This is a genomic window from Dyadobacter sp. CY326 (assembly GCF_021390515.1).
GTDB lineage: Bacteria > Bacteroidota > Bacteroidia > Cytophagales > Spirosomataceae > Dyadobacter.
Genome location: NZ_JAJUXI010000004.1, coordinates 341,484 through 359,672 on the forward strand (window position 1 = coordinate 341,484; position 18,189 = coordinate 359,672).

Annotated in this window: 18 protein-coding genes; 8 read left to right on the top strand and 10 right to left on the bottom strand. The window is 44.5% G+C overall.

All coding sequences use genetic code 11. From position 1 onward, the window contains the following. The first annotated feature begins 46 nt into the window (after positions 1 to 46). Positions 47 to 577, top strand: a complete 531-nt coding sequence (locus LZG73_RS09785; protein WP_233848206.1) for an RNA methyltransferase — start codon at positions 47 to 49, stop codon at positions 575 to 577. Between the two features lie 138 nt (positions 578 to 715). Next, positions 716 to 1,135 carry a histone H1/H5 family protein, HCT subfamily gene (locus tag LZG73_RS09790; protein ID WP_233848207.1) on the top strand — a complete coding sequence of 140 codons (420 nt, stop codon included), beginning with the start codon at positions 716 to 718 and terminating at the stop codon, positions 1,133 to 1,135. A gap of 58 nt (positions 1,136 to 1,193) precedes the next feature. Here the strand turns inward: LZG73_RS09790 and pgeF are convergent, their stop codons facing one another. Further along, positions 1,194 to 1,967, bottom strand: coding sequence for a peptidoglycan editing factor PgeF (gene pgeF, locus LZG73_RS09795; RefSeq protein WP_233848212.1), 774 nt, complete (start codon positions 1,965 to 1,967; stop codon positions 1,194 to 1,196). Positions 1,968 to 2,172: 205 nt separating this feature from the next. Here pgeF and LZG73_RS09800 point away from each other — a divergent pair, with 205 nt between their 5' ends. After that, complete coding sequence (locus LZG73_RS09800) at positions 2,173 to 3,159, top strand: glycosyltransferase family 2 protein (RefSeq protein WP_233848221.1); 987 nt, start codon at positions 2,173 to 2,175, stop codon at positions 3,157 to 3,159. Positions 3,160 to 3,190: 31 nt separating this feature from the next. Here the strand turns inward: LZG73_RS09800 and LZG73_RS09805 are convergent, their stop codons facing one another. Beyond that, positions 3,191 to 3,706, bottom strand: coding sequence for a DinB family protein (locus LZG73_RS09805; protein ID WP_233848222.1), 516 nt, complete (start codon positions 3,704 to 3,706; stop codon positions 3,191 to 3,193). 211 nt (positions 3,707 to 3,917) lie between these two features. Here LZG73_RS09805 and LZG73_RS09810 point away from each other — a divergent pair, with 211 nt between their 5' ends. Further along, a complete protein-coding gene (locus tag LZG73_RS09810) occupies positions 3,918 to 5,147 on the top strand; it encodes a metallophosphoesterase (RefSeq protein ID WP_233848223.1) in 1,230 nt (409 codons plus the stop codon). 34 nt (positions 5,148 to 5,181) lie between these two features. Here LZG73_RS09810 and LZG73_RS09815 read toward each other — a convergent pair whose 3' ends face one another. Further along, positions 5,182 to 5,370 carry a hypothetical protein gene (locus LZG73_RS09815; protein ID WP_233848224.1) on the bottom strand — a complete coding sequence of 63 codons (189 nt, stop codon included), beginning with the start codon at positions 5,368 to 5,370 and terminating at the stop codon, positions 5,182 to 5,184. Between the two features lie 316 nt (positions 5,371 to 5,686). Here LZG73_RS09815 and LZG73_RS09820 point away from each other — a divergent pair, with 316 nt between their 5' ends. Both LZG73_RS09820 and LZG73_RS09825 read left to right on the top strand, forming a co-directional pair. After that, positions 5,687 to 6,067, top strand: coding sequence for a hypothetical protein (locus LZG73_RS09820; RefSeq protein ID WP_233848228.1), 381 nt, complete (start codon positions 5,687 to 5,689; stop codon positions 6,065 to 6,067). 94 nt (positions 6,068 to 6,161) lie between these two features. Next, positions 6,162 to 7,622: a gluconokinase gene (locus tag LZG73_RS09825; RefSeq protein WP_233848230.1), complete on the top strand. Its 1,461-nt coding sequence runs from the start codon at positions 6,162 to 6,164 to the stop codon at positions 7,620 to 7,622. 86 nt (positions 7,623 to 7,708) lie between these two features. Here LZG73_RS09825 and LZG73_RS09830 read toward each other — a convergent pair whose 3' ends face one another. From LZG73_RS09830 to LZG73_RS09845, 4 genes are all read right to left on the bottom strand, one after another. Next, on the bottom strand, positions 7,709 to 8,116 hold the full coding sequence (locus LZG73_RS09830) for a cytochrome c (protein ID WP_233848232.1): 408 nt from the start codon (positions 8,114 to 8,116) through the stop codon (positions 7,709 to 7,711). A gap of 220 nt (positions 8,117 to 8,336) precedes the next feature. Continuing rightward, positions 8,337 to 9,503 (bottom strand): PQQ-dependent sugar dehydrogenase, encoded by a 1,167-nt coding sequence (locus LZG73_RS09835; protein WP_233848235.1) that lies wholly within the window; start codon positions 9,501 to 9,503, stop codon positions 8,337 to 8,339. A gap of 81 nt (positions 9,504 to 9,584) precedes the next feature. Next, a complete protein-coding gene (locus LZG73_RS09840; RefSeq protein WP_233848245.1) occupies positions 9,585 to 10,580 on the bottom strand; it encodes an aldo/keto reductase in 996 nt (331 codons plus the stop codon). 165 nt (positions 10,581 to 10,745) lie between these two features. Beyond that, entirely contained in the window at positions 10,746 to 13,028 is a 2,283-nt protein-coding gene (locus LZG73_RS09845; protein WP_233848257.1) for a GH92 family glycosyl hydrolase, read from the bottom strand. A 254-nt stretch (positions 13,029 to 13,282) separates the two neighbouring features. Between LZG73_RS09845 and hslU the strand changes: the two genes are divergently transcribed. Then, positions 13,283 to 14,680, top strand: coding sequence for an ATP-dependent protease ATPase subunit HslU (gene hslU, locus LZG73_RS09850; protein ID WP_233848263.1), 1,398 nt, complete (start codon positions 13,283 to 13,285; stop codon positions 14,678 to 14,680). A 76-nt stretch (positions 14,681 to 14,756) separates the two neighbouring features. On the opposite strand, the gene LZG73_RS09855 is transcribed toward hslU, so the two are convergent. The 3 genes from LZG73_RS09855 to fmt all read right to left on the bottom strand — a co-directional run bounded on the left by LZG73_RS09855 (position 14,757) and on the right by fmt (position 17,448). Continuing rightward, entirely contained in the window at positions 14,757 to 15,749 is a 993-nt protein-coding gene (locus LZG73_RS09855; protein WP_233848265.1) for an alpha/beta hydrolase, read from the bottom strand. A gap of 145 nt (positions 15,750 to 15,894) precedes the next feature. Beyond that, positions 15,895 to 16,392, bottom strand: a complete 498-nt coding sequence (locus LZG73_RS09860) for a dihydrofolate reductase (protein ID WP_233848267.1) — start codon at positions 16,390 to 16,392, stop codon at positions 15,895 to 15,897. A 135-nt stretch (positions 16,393 to 16,527) separates the two neighbouring features. Next, positions 16,528 to 17,448: a methionyl-tRNA formyltransferase gene (fmt, locus tag LZG73_RS09865; protein ID WP_233848275.1), complete on the bottom strand. Its 921-nt coding sequence runs from the start codon at positions 17,446 to 17,448 to the stop codon at positions 16,528 to 16,530. Between the two features lie 232 nt (positions 17,449 to 17,680). Between fmt and greA the strand changes: the two genes are divergently transcribed. Beyond that, positions 17,681 to 18,163: a transcription elongation factor GreA gene (gene greA, locus LZG73_RS09870; RefSeq protein WP_233848277.1), complete on the top strand. Its 483-nt coding sequence runs from the start codon at positions 17,681 to 17,683 to the stop codon at positions 18,161 to 18,163. Positions 18,164 to 18,189 lie beyond the last annotated feature (26 nt).

Sequence of the window (18,189 nt, forward strand, 5' to 3'; positions counted from 1 at the left end):
GTCATCTTTGGCGTAGGTTTGTGGATCAAATAATAGTTGATAACTCATGCGGAAACTGCATATTGAGGAAATGAACCGGCTGTCGGTTGAGGAATTTAAGGAATCGGATAAATTTCCTTTTGTCATTGTGTTGGACAACATTCGCAGTCTGGCCAATGTAGGATCGTTTTTCAGAACAGCAGATGCATTCCGGGCGGAGAAGATTATTTTATGCGGCTACACCCAAAGCCCGCCCCATCGTGAAATTACACGCAGTGCCATTGGAGCCGAGTTGTCAGTTGATTGGGAGAAATATCCAGAAACGTTGGAAGCTGTGAAGCAGTTGAAGGCGGATGGTTACAAGGTGCTGTGCGTGGAGCAGGCGGAGGGCAGCGTCTTACTGCAAAATTTCACTCCCGAACCGGAAAAGCCATATGCGTTTGTCTTTGGAAATGAAGTGGAAGGCGTTGCAGATGATGTAATTGCGGCGTCAGACGGCTGTCTCGAAATCCCGCAGTTTGGCACCAAACATTCATTTAATGTGTCTGTGTCCGCTGGGATCGTATTCTGGGAATTTGTAAGGAAAAAAATAACATAAATATAACATGGAATATTTGGTGATTATAAATTTATAAAACTTAATTGCAGGTTATTAACAGGTGTGCGTTTCTCCTCTTCGCAGCCTGTTTGCAGCCGGATCCGGGTGCATGTGTTTATTGTATCTTAAAACTAGATTATGAAATCTGCCACTAAAAAATTATCAACCGAGATTGCAGAAACGCTTTCTGACAAAATCGCCGCTGTTTCTGCGGGTTCCAAAAAGATAAAAAAATCCATTGAGAGAGCTGCTGCTAAACTGGCCAAAAAAGTAGCGAAGTTTGAAAAGGAAACAATCAAAAAGAAAGAGAAGGAAGCTAAGAATGAGGCGAAAAAATTAAAGGGCAATGATAAAGGCAAGAAGGAAAGCAAAAAAGAAAAAGCTGCAAAAATAGCTGCACTAGTTGCTGACGCGTCTTCAAAAACTACGGTTGCGGCTCCTACGAAGCCCGTTGTGGCTAAAACCGTTGCTGCCGGCAAATCAGCTGCGCCTCGTGCCAATGCCCGTCCGGAAACTACGCCAGCTCCGGCTGCGCCTGAGACTCAGTCTGCGGAATAACGAGATAGCAATCCAAAAAAATCAGCATCCTTCGGGTGCTGATTTTTTTTTAAGCGCATTAATCTACCAAGCCAATTGTCGCCAGCAGCCTGCCTGTGATCCCCTTCTCAAAACGATAAGAAAAATAATCGTCGTTATTCAATACGGTGGAGTAGGGGGAAATTTCAATGTTGCTTTCCAAAAATCCCGATTCGATCAACTGGTCGCGGTTAGATCGTTTTAAATCGACTAAAAACTTTCCTTTTTCAGGATCAAATCGCTTGTAATTGCCTTCAAAATGATCTGAAACGTCCTCGCCTACTTCAAAAGAACATTCATCAATACAAGTTCCGACGTAAGCCAGACATTCCTGGGGATTGGCCCCGAATGTTGATTGGAGCATAAAGACAGTCTTTGAAACAATGCGTTTTACCGTGCCGCGCCAGCCCGCATGAATGGCGGCAACGCTTCTTGTTACAGGATCGTAAATGAGGATCGGTGTGCAGTCCGCAATGGTTACGGCGAGTTGAATGTTAGGCAAATTGGTCACTAACGCATCATAACCTTCATATCTTCCCGCTTCCACAACATTCAAAATTTTATCGTCATGCATCTGATGCGACTTCGCCACTGTTTCAAACGGAACATGCAATGCGTTAAAGAAGCGTTTGTTGTTTTCAAGGACATTTTCAGGTGCATCCTGCGTTGAGCCTCCCAAGTTTAGCGATTTATATGGACCTTCACTGACACCCCCATGCCGCGTGCTTTCCGCTGCGATAAGTCCTGCAAATCGTGTAAATATGGCTGGTGATCTGAAAAGAGGCTTTTTAATGTCGGTTGTGATTGAAGGCATTGCTCTTGTTATTGTTTTGTGAATTTCGTAAAGTAACTATATCAAATTAATGATCTTTGCAGGGATTTATTTCAACGTGATGAGAGTTAATTCCCTCAAACACGCGTTTTCGCGCTGTATGGAGGGGTAAGCGCCTCAATTCGGGTAAATGGGAATAAAACATTTAAATTTGCTGCGCAAAGCGCTTTAATATTGACTAGTAAATATGATAAAAGTGAGTGTGTGTGTTGTCACTTACAACCACGAAAAGTTTGTAGCACAAATGCTGGACTCGATTTTAATGCAGCAGACTACATTTCCTTTTGAAATAGTTGTGGGCGATGACTGCTCGAAAGATAACACGGCAGCCATTTTGAAAGATTACCAGCAGCGATTTCCTGACAAGATCAGGCTTTTGCTGCATTCAAAAAATATGGGGCTGAACGGCAAATTCAATGCACTGTCCACATTTGCAGCAGCAAAGGGCGAATATATTGCGCAATTTGATGGCGATGATTATTTGATTTCACCGCATAAGCTGCAAAAACAGGTTGAAATGCTAGACGCAAATCCGCATTATTCCGCGTCCTATCACAATGCAAAAGTCATTTTTGATGACAATGCGGCGCCGCCTTATCTGGTCAATACACTTTCGAAGCCGGAAGTAACCGTTGAGGATCTTGTTGGAGAAGATGAGCTTTGTTTTATTGCCACTTCCAGTTTGATGTTTCGTCGTGAGGATTTTGCTAAAAATCCTGATCCTGAATGGACTAACTTGTCAACAAGCGGCGATATTCCACGCAACATCATGTTTGCCACACGCGGACCAATTGGTTACATTGACGAAGTGATGTCTGTTTACAGGAAAAACAGGGGAGGAGCAAGCTTTGCGGACAACCATTATGGGGCTGATTTTCTTTTCAACCGAATCCAGCTTTATTCCAACATCAATAAAGAGCTTAATTACAAATACGATGATAAGTTGAAGAAAAACATCGCGACTTATTATTACAAACTGCTTTTTTCGAGGGAATATGGCAACACTTATTGGCCTAGACTTAAATATGCATTGAAATATCTCTCAATGGCAGATCCTTCGCCAGAGAGGAAAAAGGAAGTGATCCGCGACTTTGTGATCCCGCCAGCGGCGCTAAAATTATACAGTTTTGTTGCGCTCAACTTGTACAACATCCGATCAAAGGCAAAAGCTTAAAAAAAGGGACCTCATGGTCCCTTTTTTGTGGTTAAAACAATTTTTCGTTGGGAGGCGTCGCGCCTTTTAAACGAATGTAGACGGTGGATTGTCCACGGTGGTGCGTCTGGTGTTCGAATGCTTTTTCAAGCGCTGATCCTGCCTTCATATCCATCCCGAAAACTTTTACATCTTTCGCCAAATCTGCTTCTGACATGGATTTTATGGTTGCAATCGCAAAATCATAACTGTCCATAACCACTTTGGAAACAGCCGCTTTGGATTGATCAGTCATTTTCTCAGCCGATCCTTCGAAAGGACTTTTCTTGCCTGATGCGCCGGCAATGAATGCGAAGTTTACATCTGCTATATGATCCATTTGGCCTGCAAACGAACGGATTTCGGGTGTTGGTTTAAGCGCATAACCTTCCTCAGGCATGGCGTCCAGATATTCCTTCGTATAGGCTTTGGCTCTTTCCCAATCGGCAACTTGCTTGGCAATCATCGTTTGCGCAAATGCAGCGCTTACCGCGAAAAATAACATGCAGGTCAGTGTAATTTTTTTCATAGGATTTTGTGTTTACGGTGGTTAATTTATTTGTTCCAAGTTAGTTCGAACCCGATCGATTGTCAATATTCCTGGGCAATATTCAGCCTCATTCTTCATAAACGGTAATTCACACACGCGGCTGGCGAGGATTTTTACACCAAAACCATTGGCGTTACTCAACTAATCATTTTATTTACCGGTAAACTCCGTTTCATCCGCAGACCCTAATATGCCCGAATCACCAGAAGACAGAACCAAAAAATATCTCGACCTTGGCCACACAGAAGCAGAAAACCACGCTAAAACCCAGCTGGAACTTTATGAAAAACACGTAAAAGCAACTTCAAGTGTTACCAATGTAATTTCCGGTTTTTTCAAGACAAATCTGCTCGGCTTTGCCTGGCATTATCTCAAAAGTCGCTTTGGTCCGCGGCATCCTTACCAGGCTTATCCAAGAAATGGGGATAGCGGCGTCTACAAGCTTACTTCATCCATTCCATCGCGCGATGAAATCAGCATTGCCTTGCTTTCTGACTGGGCGAGCGACACGACGGAATCAGACACAGTTGCGCATTTGGTTGCGCGTTACGCACCAGATTACAGTATTCATATGGGCGACATTTACTTCGTGGGAGCTCCCAAAGAAGTGGAAGTGAATTTCACGGCCCCGCACGCTTCCTGGTATTTTGGTGCTTCGGGAAGCCTGGCGCTTTCTGGAAATCATGAAATGTATTCCAATGGAAATGCTTTTTTCCAACATTTGCTGCCTGCCATGTACATTCAGGAAGGCGGCGTCAAAAAGTCACAGCAAGCTGGTTTTTTCTGTTTGGAAAACGAACATTGGCGCATCATCGGCATTGACACGGGTTACACTTCTGTGGGAAGGCCTTTCGTCGAAATCCTTTCGCCGCCTGATTGTCATTTGAAGAAAGAACAAGTCGAATGGCTTCGAGATGTGGTTCAACTAGGCAATCCGGAGGATAAGCGTGGATTGCTGTTTTTGAGCCATCACCCTTATATTTCTGCTTTTCGAGAGGATTATGCAAAGCCGGGCGAACAAATTCGAGAGATTTTGGGCAGTGCAGATCGCCCGATCGTGTGGCTTTGGGGTCATGATCACCGGATGGTTGTGTATAATTATGGAACAAACGGCAAGGGGCCGCAAGCATATGGGCGTTGCATTGGTCACGGCGGCTTGCCTGTGGAGATTGAAATGCCTGCGAATGAGGATGTTGGAAAGGTTGCTTATTATGACCGCCGTGTCCGCAAAACGATCAAAAACCACCGCCTCGGATACAATGGTTTTGTCCGGTTGTTGCTGAAAGGCAATGTCTTAACCGCCGATTATCGTGATTTAGAGGATAAATCAGTCTTTGAAGAATCGTGGTCGGTGGATAAAACAAACGGCCAATTGGAATGGAAAATATTACAATCCATTCCTGAACTGGCCGTACGTTAAGATCTTTACTGAAATGTCAAAGTCTGCCCGATGGTCAATGATGCTCGTCGTGGTGGCTGTTGTCTTTGTAAAATGCTGCGAAGGTTACTATCAATCCGATCGTTCCCAAAATGAAAGTAAAAAGGTCTGCAAGCACAGCCAGCAGCAGAAAAAGAATAATGAATGCTGCAATATAAACGCCGCTTGAAAGCGAGCCGGATTCGTGATGTGTTGTATCTGACATGATCGGTAATTGAATTCGAAAGCTTTTAACTCCGCGAAAATAACAAATACATGCCAAGATTCGGGCAACAATTCGATTTTTTTGACGCCTCTTTTCTAAAAATTGCATTATACAAACAATGTGCATGGTGCTGGCGATAATCATATAGCCATTCTAAGATTTACAATTGTTATTTAAATAAGTTTAAATAGCTGGTTCATTGGCACTTGACTTGGATTCTGATAGGGTTTATATTTAAACTGGAACGTCAGCAAATCATTTTGTCAAAAGAACGTCCTTCATCAACATTGTACAATTTTTAGAAACTAAAATTCAAATGAAAGTCACACCCACCATTATTTCCGCCTTGATTGCCTTTGCATCTTTGTCAGCAACCACGCCGGCGATCGCACAATCAACAAACAACACGCACGAAGTCTACTTTGCTGACTTTTATGTTATGCAGGTTAAGCCTATGCAATTCGAGATCAAATACAAGAATCCAAAGACAGACCGTGTCACGGTTCGCATCATCGATGAAGAGCAATACATCATTTTTGCCGAAAAGACATTGGTTTACAAGAAGTATCACAAGTATTTTGACCTTTCAACCATGAAAGATGGCATGTACACATTCGAGCTCACGGATGGGACTGAAAAGTTTGTCCAGTCTTTCAGAGTTTCAACAAAAACAGAAAGAATGGTGAGAGCGTTGTAGGCATTTCTTCTATTGAATCCATACATTTGTTTTAGTCAAAATTGAACGCTGCCGATTCGAGCCTTCGCAGTTGCTGCTATTAAAACAAATAGAAATGCCCTACATTATTGGTTGTGATATTGGTACGACAAATGTTAAATCTGTTGCTTTTGATTCAATTTCAGGCGCCATCCTGAGTTCGCACAATGAAAGTTATGAGATGCACCATCCAAAACCTGATTGGAGTGAGCAAAATCCGGAGGAGATTTATGAAGCAGCTTGTAAAACGTTAAAGACCGTCACCGATTTTTGTAAGGATAAGGGCGAATTGCTCGGCATAAGTTTCAGCGCGGCCATGCATGGCGTGCTGGCATTGGATAAAAATGGAAAACAGCTTACGCAACTGATCATTTGGGCCGATAACCGCAGCTCTGACATTGCGTTAAAACTGCGAACATCGATTGTAGGGAAGAAAATTTACTATAACAACGGCACGCCGGTGCACGCCATGACGCCGGTTTGCAAATTGCTTTGGCTCCGGAAAAATGAGCCCGAAATTTATAAAAAGACCTTCCGTTTTGTCGGAATCAAAGAATACATCATTTATCGGCTTACCGGGAAGTTTGTGGTAGACTATTCCATTGCTTCGGCAACGGGAATGTTCAACATCAGGGAACTGAAATGGGACGCATATACGCTTAAAAAGCTTGGGTTGAAACCCGAAAAGCTGTCCGAAGCGGTTTCGCCTTATCATATTGAAAGTCTGCCTGACGGAAATGCGATCGGGTTGCCAGCGGGGACGAAGTTGATTATGGGCGCCAGCGACGGTTGTCTCGCCAACCTCGGAAGCGGTGCCATTCACACCGGATCTATGGCCGTCACCATCGGCACGAGCGCCGCAGTGCGAATCAGTTTCAACAAGCCTTATTCCGATCCGATGATGCAGACTTTCTGCTATGTGCTGGATCAGGAAACTTACGTTATTGGCGGCCCTTCCAATAATGGCGCTGTAATTTTTGAATGGTTGATGAATACATTTTTTGCCAATGAGGAGTATGATGCTGTTTTTGAAGAGGCTTCCAAAGTGAACCCTGGTGCGAATGGACTGCTTTTTTATCCGTATTTGCTTGGCGAGCGTGCTCCACTTTGGAGTTCAACCGTTCGGGGCGGATTTTCAGGGTTGGACATTCAGCATAAGCGAGCCAACTTCGCTCGGGCTGTGATGGAGGGCATTCTCTTGAATCTGTTCAGCATTGGCGAAATCCTGATGGAAATGCAGAAAACTACCACGATTTACGCAAATGGCGGTTTCGCGCGCAGCCCGATTTGGGTGCAAATGCTTTCAGATATTTTCGGCAAAGAAGTAAAATTGAATGAAACTGTTGAAACCGGAGCGGTTGGTGCGGCAATGATGGCTTTGAAAGCGCTGGGGATTTTCAAGGATTACTCAGAAATGAAAGCCTTCACAAAAGTAGGGCAGGAGTTTGATGCTGATGCAAAAGTACATGCCGAATATAAGAAGCTGAGCAAGCGCTTTAACAAGGGAGCGCGACTAATGCTGGCGCATGCGGTTTAAGATTTGGTAAAACGGATCATCAACTGCCAACAAAAAAAGCAGGAATGCACGAATGCAGTCCTGCTTTGAAATTTGGCTTATGAGCTTTATTTCTTCTCTTTAATATCGTCAACCATTTTCTCGGTAACCATTTTCTTCTCGGAAGAATTGCCCCAGTTGTTCATTATGTAGTTGGTAACATCGGCAATTTCATCATTGCCTAAGCCGGGATTGGGCATCATGTTGTCGTAATCCACTCCGTTCACTTTGATTTTTCCCATCAAGCCATATTTGATTGCCTTAATCGCATTCTCGGGCGTTTTCATAAGGTAATCCGATTTTGCCAAAGGCGGAAAAGTGCCTGTAACGCCCTCACCAGTGCCCATATGGCAGGTTATGCAGTTTTCAGAATAAATCATTTTGCCCCGCTCAATGCTTTTTGCAAGCTCGTCATCCTGCGGAAAAATCGCAGAACAGAATATTGCTACGGATATTATTGCAATTATATTTTTCATAAAATGTCATTTTAAATGCAACCCGGCTAGCGCGGCTAGCGCGAATGTCCACATTCGTGCTCCTTATTTTAAGGCCTCCGGCCGAGGAAGCAGCAACTTTTCAAACAATTGTGCATCATCGGCCAGAGGCCTTAAAATAGTCGGCACGAATGTGGACATTCGCGCCAACAATTCACGAATGTGGACATTCGCGCCAACGGTCGCGCCAACACGTGCAAGATTACGATTTCGGGCTGATGCGGACTACTTTTCCAGAATTTTCCAAAACAACATAAATGTTCCCATCCGAGCCTTGACGCACATCCCGCACACGGCCGATTTTATCAAAGATTATTTCGCGGCTAACGACCTTATTATCTTTCACGACCAAATGCTGCAAGTACATGAATTTCAATGATCCAACAAGCAGATCGCCTTTCCAATCTTTGTATTGATCGCCAGCCAGAAATGTCATGCCGCAAGGTGCGATGGATGGTCTCCAATATGTAACCGGCTGTTCCAAACCGGCGCGTGCAGTGTCTTTGGAGATAATGCTGTTGTCATAATCAATTCCGTAAGTGATTAAAGGCCAGCCATAATTTTTGCCTTTTTCAATGATATTAAGCTCATCACCGCCTTGTGGACCGTGCTCGTGTTCCCAGATTACGCCAGTCGTGGGGTGGATGATCATGCCTTGCGGATTGCGGTGGCCATATGTCCAGATCTCCGGCCTTGCGCCTTCTGTTTTTACAAATGGATTATCCGTAGGGATTTTTCCATCTTCATGCAGCCTCACCACTTTGCCCTGATCTCTTGCCAGATCCTGTGAATTTTGTTTCTGTCCGCGCTCTCCCAGTGACAGAAAAACATAGCCTTTTTTGTCAAAAACAATTCGTCCACCAAAGTGAACATTCGCCTTTACATTCGGGATTGCTTTGAAAATCTGCTGAATGTCGGTCAATGCATGGTCTTTCAGTTTGGCACGAATCAATGCGGTGTTTGCACCGCCGTCGTCACCTTCCTCGCCAGCAGCTTTGGGCGACGAATAACTGATGTAAATCCAGCCATTTGTTTTATAATCGGGGTGGAGCGCAATGTCCAGCAAACCGCCCTGGCCTTTGTAATAAACTTCGGGAATGCCGGAAATTTCCTGAGCATCCAATTTTCCGCCTTTCACCAGACGAAGTTTTCCACCGCGTTCTGTGACGAGCAAATCGCCATTAGGAAGCAATGCAGACGCCCAGGGCATGGTTAAACCAGTGGCAACGGTGTCGACTTTGAGATTTGCTTCTGAAAGTTTTTCGGCTTCAAAACCGCTGTTACTCATTAATCCAATAGAGGCCGTCAGCATCAGACCTCCCAGTGCGAGCGGAAGGTATTTTTTAAGCAAAGGAATGTTTTTGTTCATAGATTAATGGGGAATAAAGGCTAGATTTTAGGTGATAATAACCAATCAAAGGTAACAAAAGAAAGGGAGCGACTTGCTCCCTTAATTGACCAATTCTAGTTTATTTAAATGCCCTGTTATCGTTTCGATTTCTTCCGAAGTCAGCGAAATATCCATGGCAGCAGCGTTTTGAAGTGCTTGATCAGCGTCACGGGCGCCAACGAGTGCAATTGTGATTCCCGGTTGCTCCACGGTCCATCTCAGAACAAGCTGCCCGATGGTCGCATCTTTTGCATCCGCGATGGGCTTAATGTTGTCCAGAAATTCACTGACACGACTTAGATTCTCATCTTTGTAAAAAGATATCGAAGCGCGGTGATCGTCTGGCGCAAACTGGTGCCCTGGCTTCATTTTGCCCGTCAACAATCCACGTTCCAACGGACTGTATGCAACAATTGACTTGTTGTTTTCAATGCAATAAGGCACCAGTTCCTGCTCAATGTTGCGTTTCACCATGCTGTAAGGCACCTGGTCAGACACAAGATCAATGTATTTGGCCGCTTCTCGCATCAAATCCGCATCATAATTGCAAACGCCGGCATAACGCACTTTTCCTTGCTTAATCAGCTCTGAAACAGCTTCCATTGTCTCTTCGATAGGCGTCGTTTTATCATGCCAATGGATTTGATAAAGGTCAATGTAATCTGTTCCGAGGCGCCTGAGACTGTCTTCACATTCTTTTATGACGCTGTCTTTTGCGGCATATTTATAAATGTCGATGGCTTCGCCAGCATTGTTTTTGCTATGCATTGCCAAATCGCCTTTTGTGAGATCCCAGCGCATCCCATATTTGGTCAGAATCTGGACTTTGTCTCTTGGTAAGTCCTTAATCGCTTCTCCAACAATCTCTTCACTCAGTCCCTGGCCGTAAACCGGAGCCGTGTCGATTGACGTTACGCCTACATTATATGAAGCCTGGATTGCCTTCACGGCTTCACTGCGTTCCGTTCCGCCCCACATCCATCCGCCCGCCGCCCAGGCGCCGAAGGTAATTACTGAAACTTCCAGCTCGGAGTTTCCTAGTGTTCTGTATTGCATTGCTTTATAAGTTAGTTGAAAGGCTTTTGCCGCGTGCTTTTTGCCATTGAATTTTAGATTATAACCGCTATCAAATAATTATTCCACTTCCCAGGCCGCTTAACCCAAAAAGTGGAATAATGTAAATGTTAATGTAGAAAGACCAATGGGGTCCTTGGCAGATGCTTATTTTGTCAGTGAAAATGGCGCTGCTTCGGGAGCGGTTCCCCAGCTTTTTGAAGGCTGGCTGCCCATGTTAAATTGCACGGTTCCGCCTTTTTGAATGTCAGCATGTTCCAGGAATGTTTTGCCATAAGCTTTTCCATTCAATGAAGCGCCCTGAATGTACATATTGGCATCATTCGAAGCCGGAGCCTGAACGGTGAATTTCTTGCCGTCTTCCATGGTCAATGTCGCCTTCTTGAAAAGCGGCGAACCGATCACATATTGCGTCGTGCCGGGTGTTACAGGATAGAAACCAAGCGAAGAGAAAACATACCAGGCCGAAGTCTGACCATTGTCTTCATCACCGCAATAACCGTCCGGCGCAGCCTGATAAAGTTTGTTCATCACCTGACGTAGCCAATAGTGCGCTTTATGCGGTGTTCCGGCATAATTGTATAGATAAATCATGTGCTGGATCGGCTGATTTCCGTGCGCATAATTGCCCATATTCATGATCTGCATTTCGCGGATTTCGTGAATTGGAAAACCATAATAACTGTCGTCAAATATTGGAGGCAATGTAAAAACCGTGTCCAGTTTCTGAACAAATGCTTCTCTGCCGCCCATTAAGCCAATTAATCCCTTCACATCCTGAAAAACAGACCATGTGTAGTGAATGCTGTTTCCTTCCGTAAATGCATCGCCCCATTTGAATGGATTGAATGGTTTCTGAAACTGGCCATCTTTGTTTTTTCCACGCATCCATTTCGTTTCCGGGTCAAACACATTGCGGTAATTCTGACTTCTTTTTAGATAAAGATCAACCTCTTTCTGGGGTTTTTTCAATGCTGTTCCCAATTGTGAAATGCAGAAATCGGCATAGGCATATTCCAGCGTCCGCGCTGCATTCTCATTCACTTTTACATCATAAGGCACAAAACCAAGCTCATTGTAATATTCATGACCAAAACGGCCCACAGAACTCACTGGTCCGGCATTCTCGGTGTTTTTGATCACAGCCTCATACAGCTTGTTAATGTCATAACCTCGAATTCCTTTGACATAAGAATCTGCGATCAACGACGCAGAATTGGAGCCGATCATGCAGTCGCGGTGGCCCGGGCTGGCCCATTCGGGCAGATAACCGCTTTCGTCATAAGCATTGGCCAAGCCTTCCATAATGTGCGCGTTGAGCGTCGGATACATTAATGTAAAGAATGGGAAAACAGCACGGAATGTGTCCCAGAAGCCATTGTCGGTAAACATATAACCGGGTTTCACCTCGCCGCTGTATGGACTGTAATGCACGATCTTATTAGTTTTATCAAACTCATAAAACTTCCTCGGGAACAAGAGCACGCGATAAAGGCAGGAATAAAATGTGCGGATTTGATCAATGTTGTCGCCCTCCACTTGTATGCGCGACAACTCAGCGTTCCAGGCTTTGCGGCCTTTTTCTTTGGTTGCTTCAAAATTGTCGTTCGCGACTTCGCGCTGCAAGTTCAATTCCGCTTGTTCGGCGCTGATGAATGAAGAAGCAACTTTCAAGCCGACCTGTTCGCCTTTTTTTGTTTTGAAACCAACAACCGCACCCACGTGGCCGGCTTTCAATTCCAAAGTGTCTTTGGCCAATGTTTTGCCATGAAAAGCGGAAGAGAATGTGAATGCTTTATCAAAAACGATGACAAAATAATTCTTGAAATTGGAAGGAACGCCGCCGCTGTTCTTGGTTGTGTAACCAATGATTTTGCGCTCACCAGGAATTATTTTAATGTAAGATCCTTTGTCAAAAGCATCAATGAGCACGAAAGAACTGTCGGCTTGCGGATATGTAAAGCGGAATTGGGCGGCTCTTTCCGTTGGTGCGATTTCCGTAGTCACATCATAATCAGCCAAATAAACTTTGTAATAATGTGGCTTTGCAACTTCTGCTTTGTGCGAAAACCAGCTCGCACGGCTTTCTTCATCAATTTTCAGCTTTCCGGTGATGGGCAGGATAGAAAATTGACCATAATCATTGATCCAGGGACTTGGCTGGTGCGTTTGTTTGAAGCCGCGGATTTTTTCAGCATCATACATATAAGCCCAGCCGTCACCCATTTTGCCAGTTTGCGGCATCCAGAAATTCATAGCCCAGGGCAATGCAATGGCAGGATAAGTGTTGCCCGACGAAAGACTAAATTTCGATTGCGTTCCCATAAGCGGGTTTACGAAGTCTACCGGATTATTTTCAACTGTTGATTGGGCAAAGGCAAGCGATGAGGTGACGATTAAGAGGGAGAGGACTTGGAAGATTTTTTTCATGTTAGGACAATTCTTTTTTAGAGAAACTTGGAGAACAAAAGTAATGCAAGGCTGAGAAACAAAATGTAAAGCTTCAAAAGTTTTCCTGAGCAGCAAAGCATGACATTTTGTACCGGCACAATTCTTTTTGACGATATTTTATGCTGGAAGTGCCTCAATAACGCCAATGAGTCCATTTTAGGCTCCTATGGCCTTATGTTGAGTGCCCAGCATACAAAAATCAACTTTAAGTTACCCATCGATATATAATCACAATGACTGAACACTTAAATCGCCTTACCCCACGTCAGATCGTTTTCGAGCTTGACCAATACATCATCGGACAAAATGACGCAAAACGCAATGTTGCCATTGCATTGAGAAATCGGTGGAGGCGAATGAATAGTCCTGAGGACATCCAACGCGAAATTATTCCAAACAACATACTAATGATCGGCGCGACGGGCGTCGGGAAAACGGAAATTGCGCGCCGACTGGCCAAAATTGCCGATGCGCCATTTGTAAAAGTGGAAGCCTCGAAGTTTACCGAAGTCGGTTATGTTGGCCGCGATGTGGAAAGCATGGTCCGCGACCTTGTTGAACAAGCTGTTGGCATGGTGCGGACGCAGAAAAAAGAGGAAGTGAAGCAGAAAGCTGAGCAGGCTGTTGAAGACATTATTCTGGATGCATTGATCCCGCCGGTTCATGGTTCGAGTGCTGTCAAGATCAAGGCTGATAACAACACATCCGAAGTGATGCCCGAAGATGACGCAGAATTAAATCAGCGCACAAGAGAGCGTTTTCGTGAAAAAATCAGAAACGGCGAGCTTGACAGCCGCAAGATTGACATTGAAGTGCAGCAAAACCAGGCGCCGAATGTGGGCATGATCGGCGGCGCTATGGACGACGTTTCCATGATGAACATTCAGGAAATGATCGGCAATATGATGCCTCGCCGAGGTAAAAAACGCAAGGTGACAGTGGAAGAAGCGCGGAAAATCCTTTTGGATGAAGAAGCTTCCAAACTGATCGATATGGATGAGGTGAAGTTGGAGGCGATCAAAAAGGCTGAAAATTTGGGGATTATTTTTATTGATGAAATCGATAAAGTGGCTTCCAGCCGCTCAGGCGGAGGCGGCGGTCCGGACGTGAGCCGCGAAGGTGTGCAGCGTGATTTGCTTCCAATTGTGGAAGGAAGTGCAGTGAATACAAAACACGGCGTCATTAACACCGACCACATTCTGTTCGTCGCAGCGGGCGCATTCCACGTCGCTAAACCTTCGGACCTTATTCCTGAGTTGCAAGGCCGTTTTCCAATTCGCGTGGAATTGAATAGTCTAACCGAATCAGATTTTTACCAAATCCTGAAAACACCAAAAAATGCCCTTACCAAGCAATATGTGGCCATGATGGAGTCGGAAGGAGTGGAGTTGGAGTTTGAAGACGGCGCGCTTAGAGAAATTGCACGGATTGCTTTTGAGGTAAATAGCGAGGTGGAAAACATTGGCGCAAGACGTTTGCAAACCGTGATGAGCTTGTTACTCAACGATTTCATGTTCGACATTCCCGACGTTATCGGCGCTGACTCTCACATTGTAGTAACCGCTGATTTAGTGTCCGAGAAGCTTTCTGCATTGGTGAAAAACAGGGATTTAAGCCAATATATTTTGTAAGATCAATTTTGATATAATAGTAAAAGGGACGAAAAGCTTCGCGCTTCCGTCCCTTTTTTATGATATTAATGTGCTCTTATTCTCCAAAAAATAACCACTTGAGCGCAATCGGAAATTCCTTGCTCCATTGCGTCTCCGTATGTTCGCCGATTGGGTCAATAGAGCTTTTAATTTTTACCCGGCTGTATCCAAAACCCTGGTTAGCAAGCGTTTTATGGAACTTCTCGAAGTTTGGGAGCATGTTTGCTCCTTCCTTTCCACCGGCATATAAATAAATGCGCGTTTCAAAAGGTTCGAAAAAGTGAATGGCGTCAAAATAGACCTTCTGCGAAATCCACAGCGACGGAGAGAAAATCATGAGCCGGCCGAAAACGTGGGGAAACATCAGCGCAGCATAAATGCTCAGCAATCCACCCACCGAACTTCCGCCCATGCCTGTGTTCAACCTGTCAGGTTTTGTTCTGTAATTGGCATCGACGTGCGGTTTGAGCGTTTCCGCCACAAAACGCAGGAATAATGAACCTAAACCCTTGCCCAAGCGCGGATTATCATAAGGAGAAAATTCGGTAATACGGTCCTCGCCGCCATGCTCGATGGCCACAATGATCACATCGGCGTGATTTTCCTTCGCCAGTTCTTCAAGACTTTTATCGATTTCCCAGTTGCCATAAGGAGAGCCTTCGCCAAACAGGTTTTGGGCGTCCGTCATGTAAAGCACAGGATAGCGCACTTCGGGTTTTTCGTAATAATCGTGCGGAAGCAAAACGTGAACGCGCCGCTTCTTTTTCAGTTGAGGAATTTCGAATGTTTCCGAAAGGACCTCAGCGATCGGCGCAAGACTAACTTTTTTTGTAATATCCATCTGCCAACGTATAACAATGTCTTTTATAATGCCTTCTGGCTTTGGAATAACTCTGTTGCCATAAGGTTTTCCTAATTTGTCCAGCTCCACCTGATTCCAGCCACCGCGCGTGTATTTGTATTCTAACGGGATGGGTAACTCTGAATCTTCGGGAAATTGAAATCGGTATTTTCCCGGTGAAACCATTGTCATTTCGTAGTCTTCCAAGTCAGGAAGCCATTTACAAAAGTTGCCGGTAAGGAAAACTGGGCGGTTATCGGTTGGTGAGGTCTCTAATTCTATACTGAGGGTATCTACTAATACTTGCATTTAACTGATAGTCACTTAGGGTGTATAGTAGCAAAGGTACTTATTAAAATTTTTGTTTAATGTAATTTACAAATTCAAATTTCCATTTATGCCGCTCATCCGCCTCATGTACAACCCGTTCCGACTCCTCCCATGCACTCGGATCTAAGACTTGAAAAAAAGTATCACCATCAATAATTGTATCGACTTCGGTGATATACATTTTGTCTGCCAATGGCTGTGCCTCAACGTAAATTTCCCCTCCACCAACTACAAATGCCTCCGACGTTTCAGACTCTTCCGCAATGCGCAGCGCCTCTAACAAAGAATGTGCCACGACAATGCCATCCGCATTGAAATCATCTTTCCGTGTAATAACAATGGAAGTGCGTCCGGGTAAAGCTTTTCCAATGGACTCGAAAGTTTTCCTTCCCATAATCATCGGATGGCCCAGAGTAAGCTGTTTAAACCGCTTCAAATCATCCGGCAACCGCCAGAGCAACTGATTATCCTTCCCAATAACACCGTTTTTCGAAACGGCAACGATGATTGAAATTTGCATTGATTGATGTTTAATAATCGTTAAGCAATGAAAAATTAGTCCCAGCGCTATTAAACGACCTCATTCCGGGTTTTTGAAAATGTAATTCTGCCATACTAAATATTTATAGTGTGTAATGAATGCTTAAAACTTACCTCAAAGTCGGTTCCCCCGCAGGAAATCGCCAATTTCCATTCGTTTCTTCCCTTCCAATTGCAAAACTTCAATCGCTAGCCAGCCTTCCGCGGTTTGAAAATAAAGGAAAGATTTCCCGTCGGTTCTGAATTGTCCAGGCTGGTCGCTTTCTTGAAATTCTATGACCTTCGATTTGAAAATTTTGCAGGAAAGACCATTGATTGTCGTCCAGGCGGCGGGATAGGGAGAAAGTCCGCGGATGAAGTTGTGGATTTCCGTGGCTGGTTTTTGCCAGTCAATTTCGCACGTTTCACGAAAGATTTTGGGTGCGGAACGGATTTCGGCTGGCTCTTGCTGTGGCTCTTGCGGATAATTGCCGGCTTCGATGGCTCGAACCGTTTGCACAACCAGCTTTGCTCCTTTTGCCATCAGGCGTTCATATAATGTTCCTGCGTCGTCGTCGGGGTGAATTTGTTCTTTTTCCTGATAAATGATCTTGCCCGTGTCGATGTCCTTTTCGATGAAAAATGTCGTGACGCCGGTTTCTGTCTCTCCATTGATGATGGCCCAGTTGATAGGCGCCGCTCCGCGATATTGCGGCAGCAGCGAACTATGCAAATTGAATGTTCCTTTTGACGGCATGCTCCACACCACTTCGGGCAACATTCGGAATGCAACGACGACTTGGAGATCGGCCTGATAGGACCGTAATTCTTCCAGAAATTCCGGATTTTTCAGCTTCTCGGGCTGTAAAACAGGGATGCCCTGCGCTTGTGCGTATAGTTTTACGGGCGAGGCAGTTTGCTTTTGTCCGCGACCCGCAGGCTTGTCGGGAACAGTTATGACAGCCACAACATTAGAATTGCTTTCGACCAGACTTTGTAAACTTGGGACCGCAAATTCAGGCGTTCCCATGAAAATTATTCGCAATGGTGTTGACATAGATTGTTACCGCTTTTGGATAAAAAATGGTGATACCATTTACAAATATTGTTATTTTTGTCGTTCTTAACAGAAAATTATGATGCAGACAATATCATATACGAGCCGAAAAGAAAAGGTCTTCTAACCTTCTACTACGAGTGTTGTTACTCTTGTAGAGCGGTCTTAGAGCCGTTCTTTTTTTTTATTCAAATTTCAAAAAACATAAAGACTTGTAAACCAATTTAAGGTCATGGCTAAAATTTCATACTATACGGAAGAAGGATTAAACAAGCTGAAGAATGAGCTGAATGATATGAAAACAAAAGGCCGCACGGAGATTGCAAAGCAGATTGCAGAGGCGCGGGATAAGGGTGATTTGAGTGAAAATGCAGAATATGATGCTGCGAAAGATGCACAGGGAATGCATGAAATGAAAATCGCCAAACTGGAAGAGATCATGTCAAATGCACGCGTTATCGACGAGTCTTCGATTGATACTTCGCAAGTTGCAGTGCTTTCGAAAGTGAAGATTAAAAACCGTAAAAATGGAATGGAAGTGACATATACTTTGGTTTCAGAGGAAGAAGCGGACCTTAAAACAGGCAAAATTTCGGTTGGTTCGCCGATTGGAAAGGGACTTTTGGGGAAAAAAGTGGGTGACACGACTGAAATTAAGGTTCCTGCGGGGTTGATGGAATTTGAAGTGCTGGATATCAGCAGGTTTACCGAATAAGTTCTTTAGTAACATTATAGATGTTG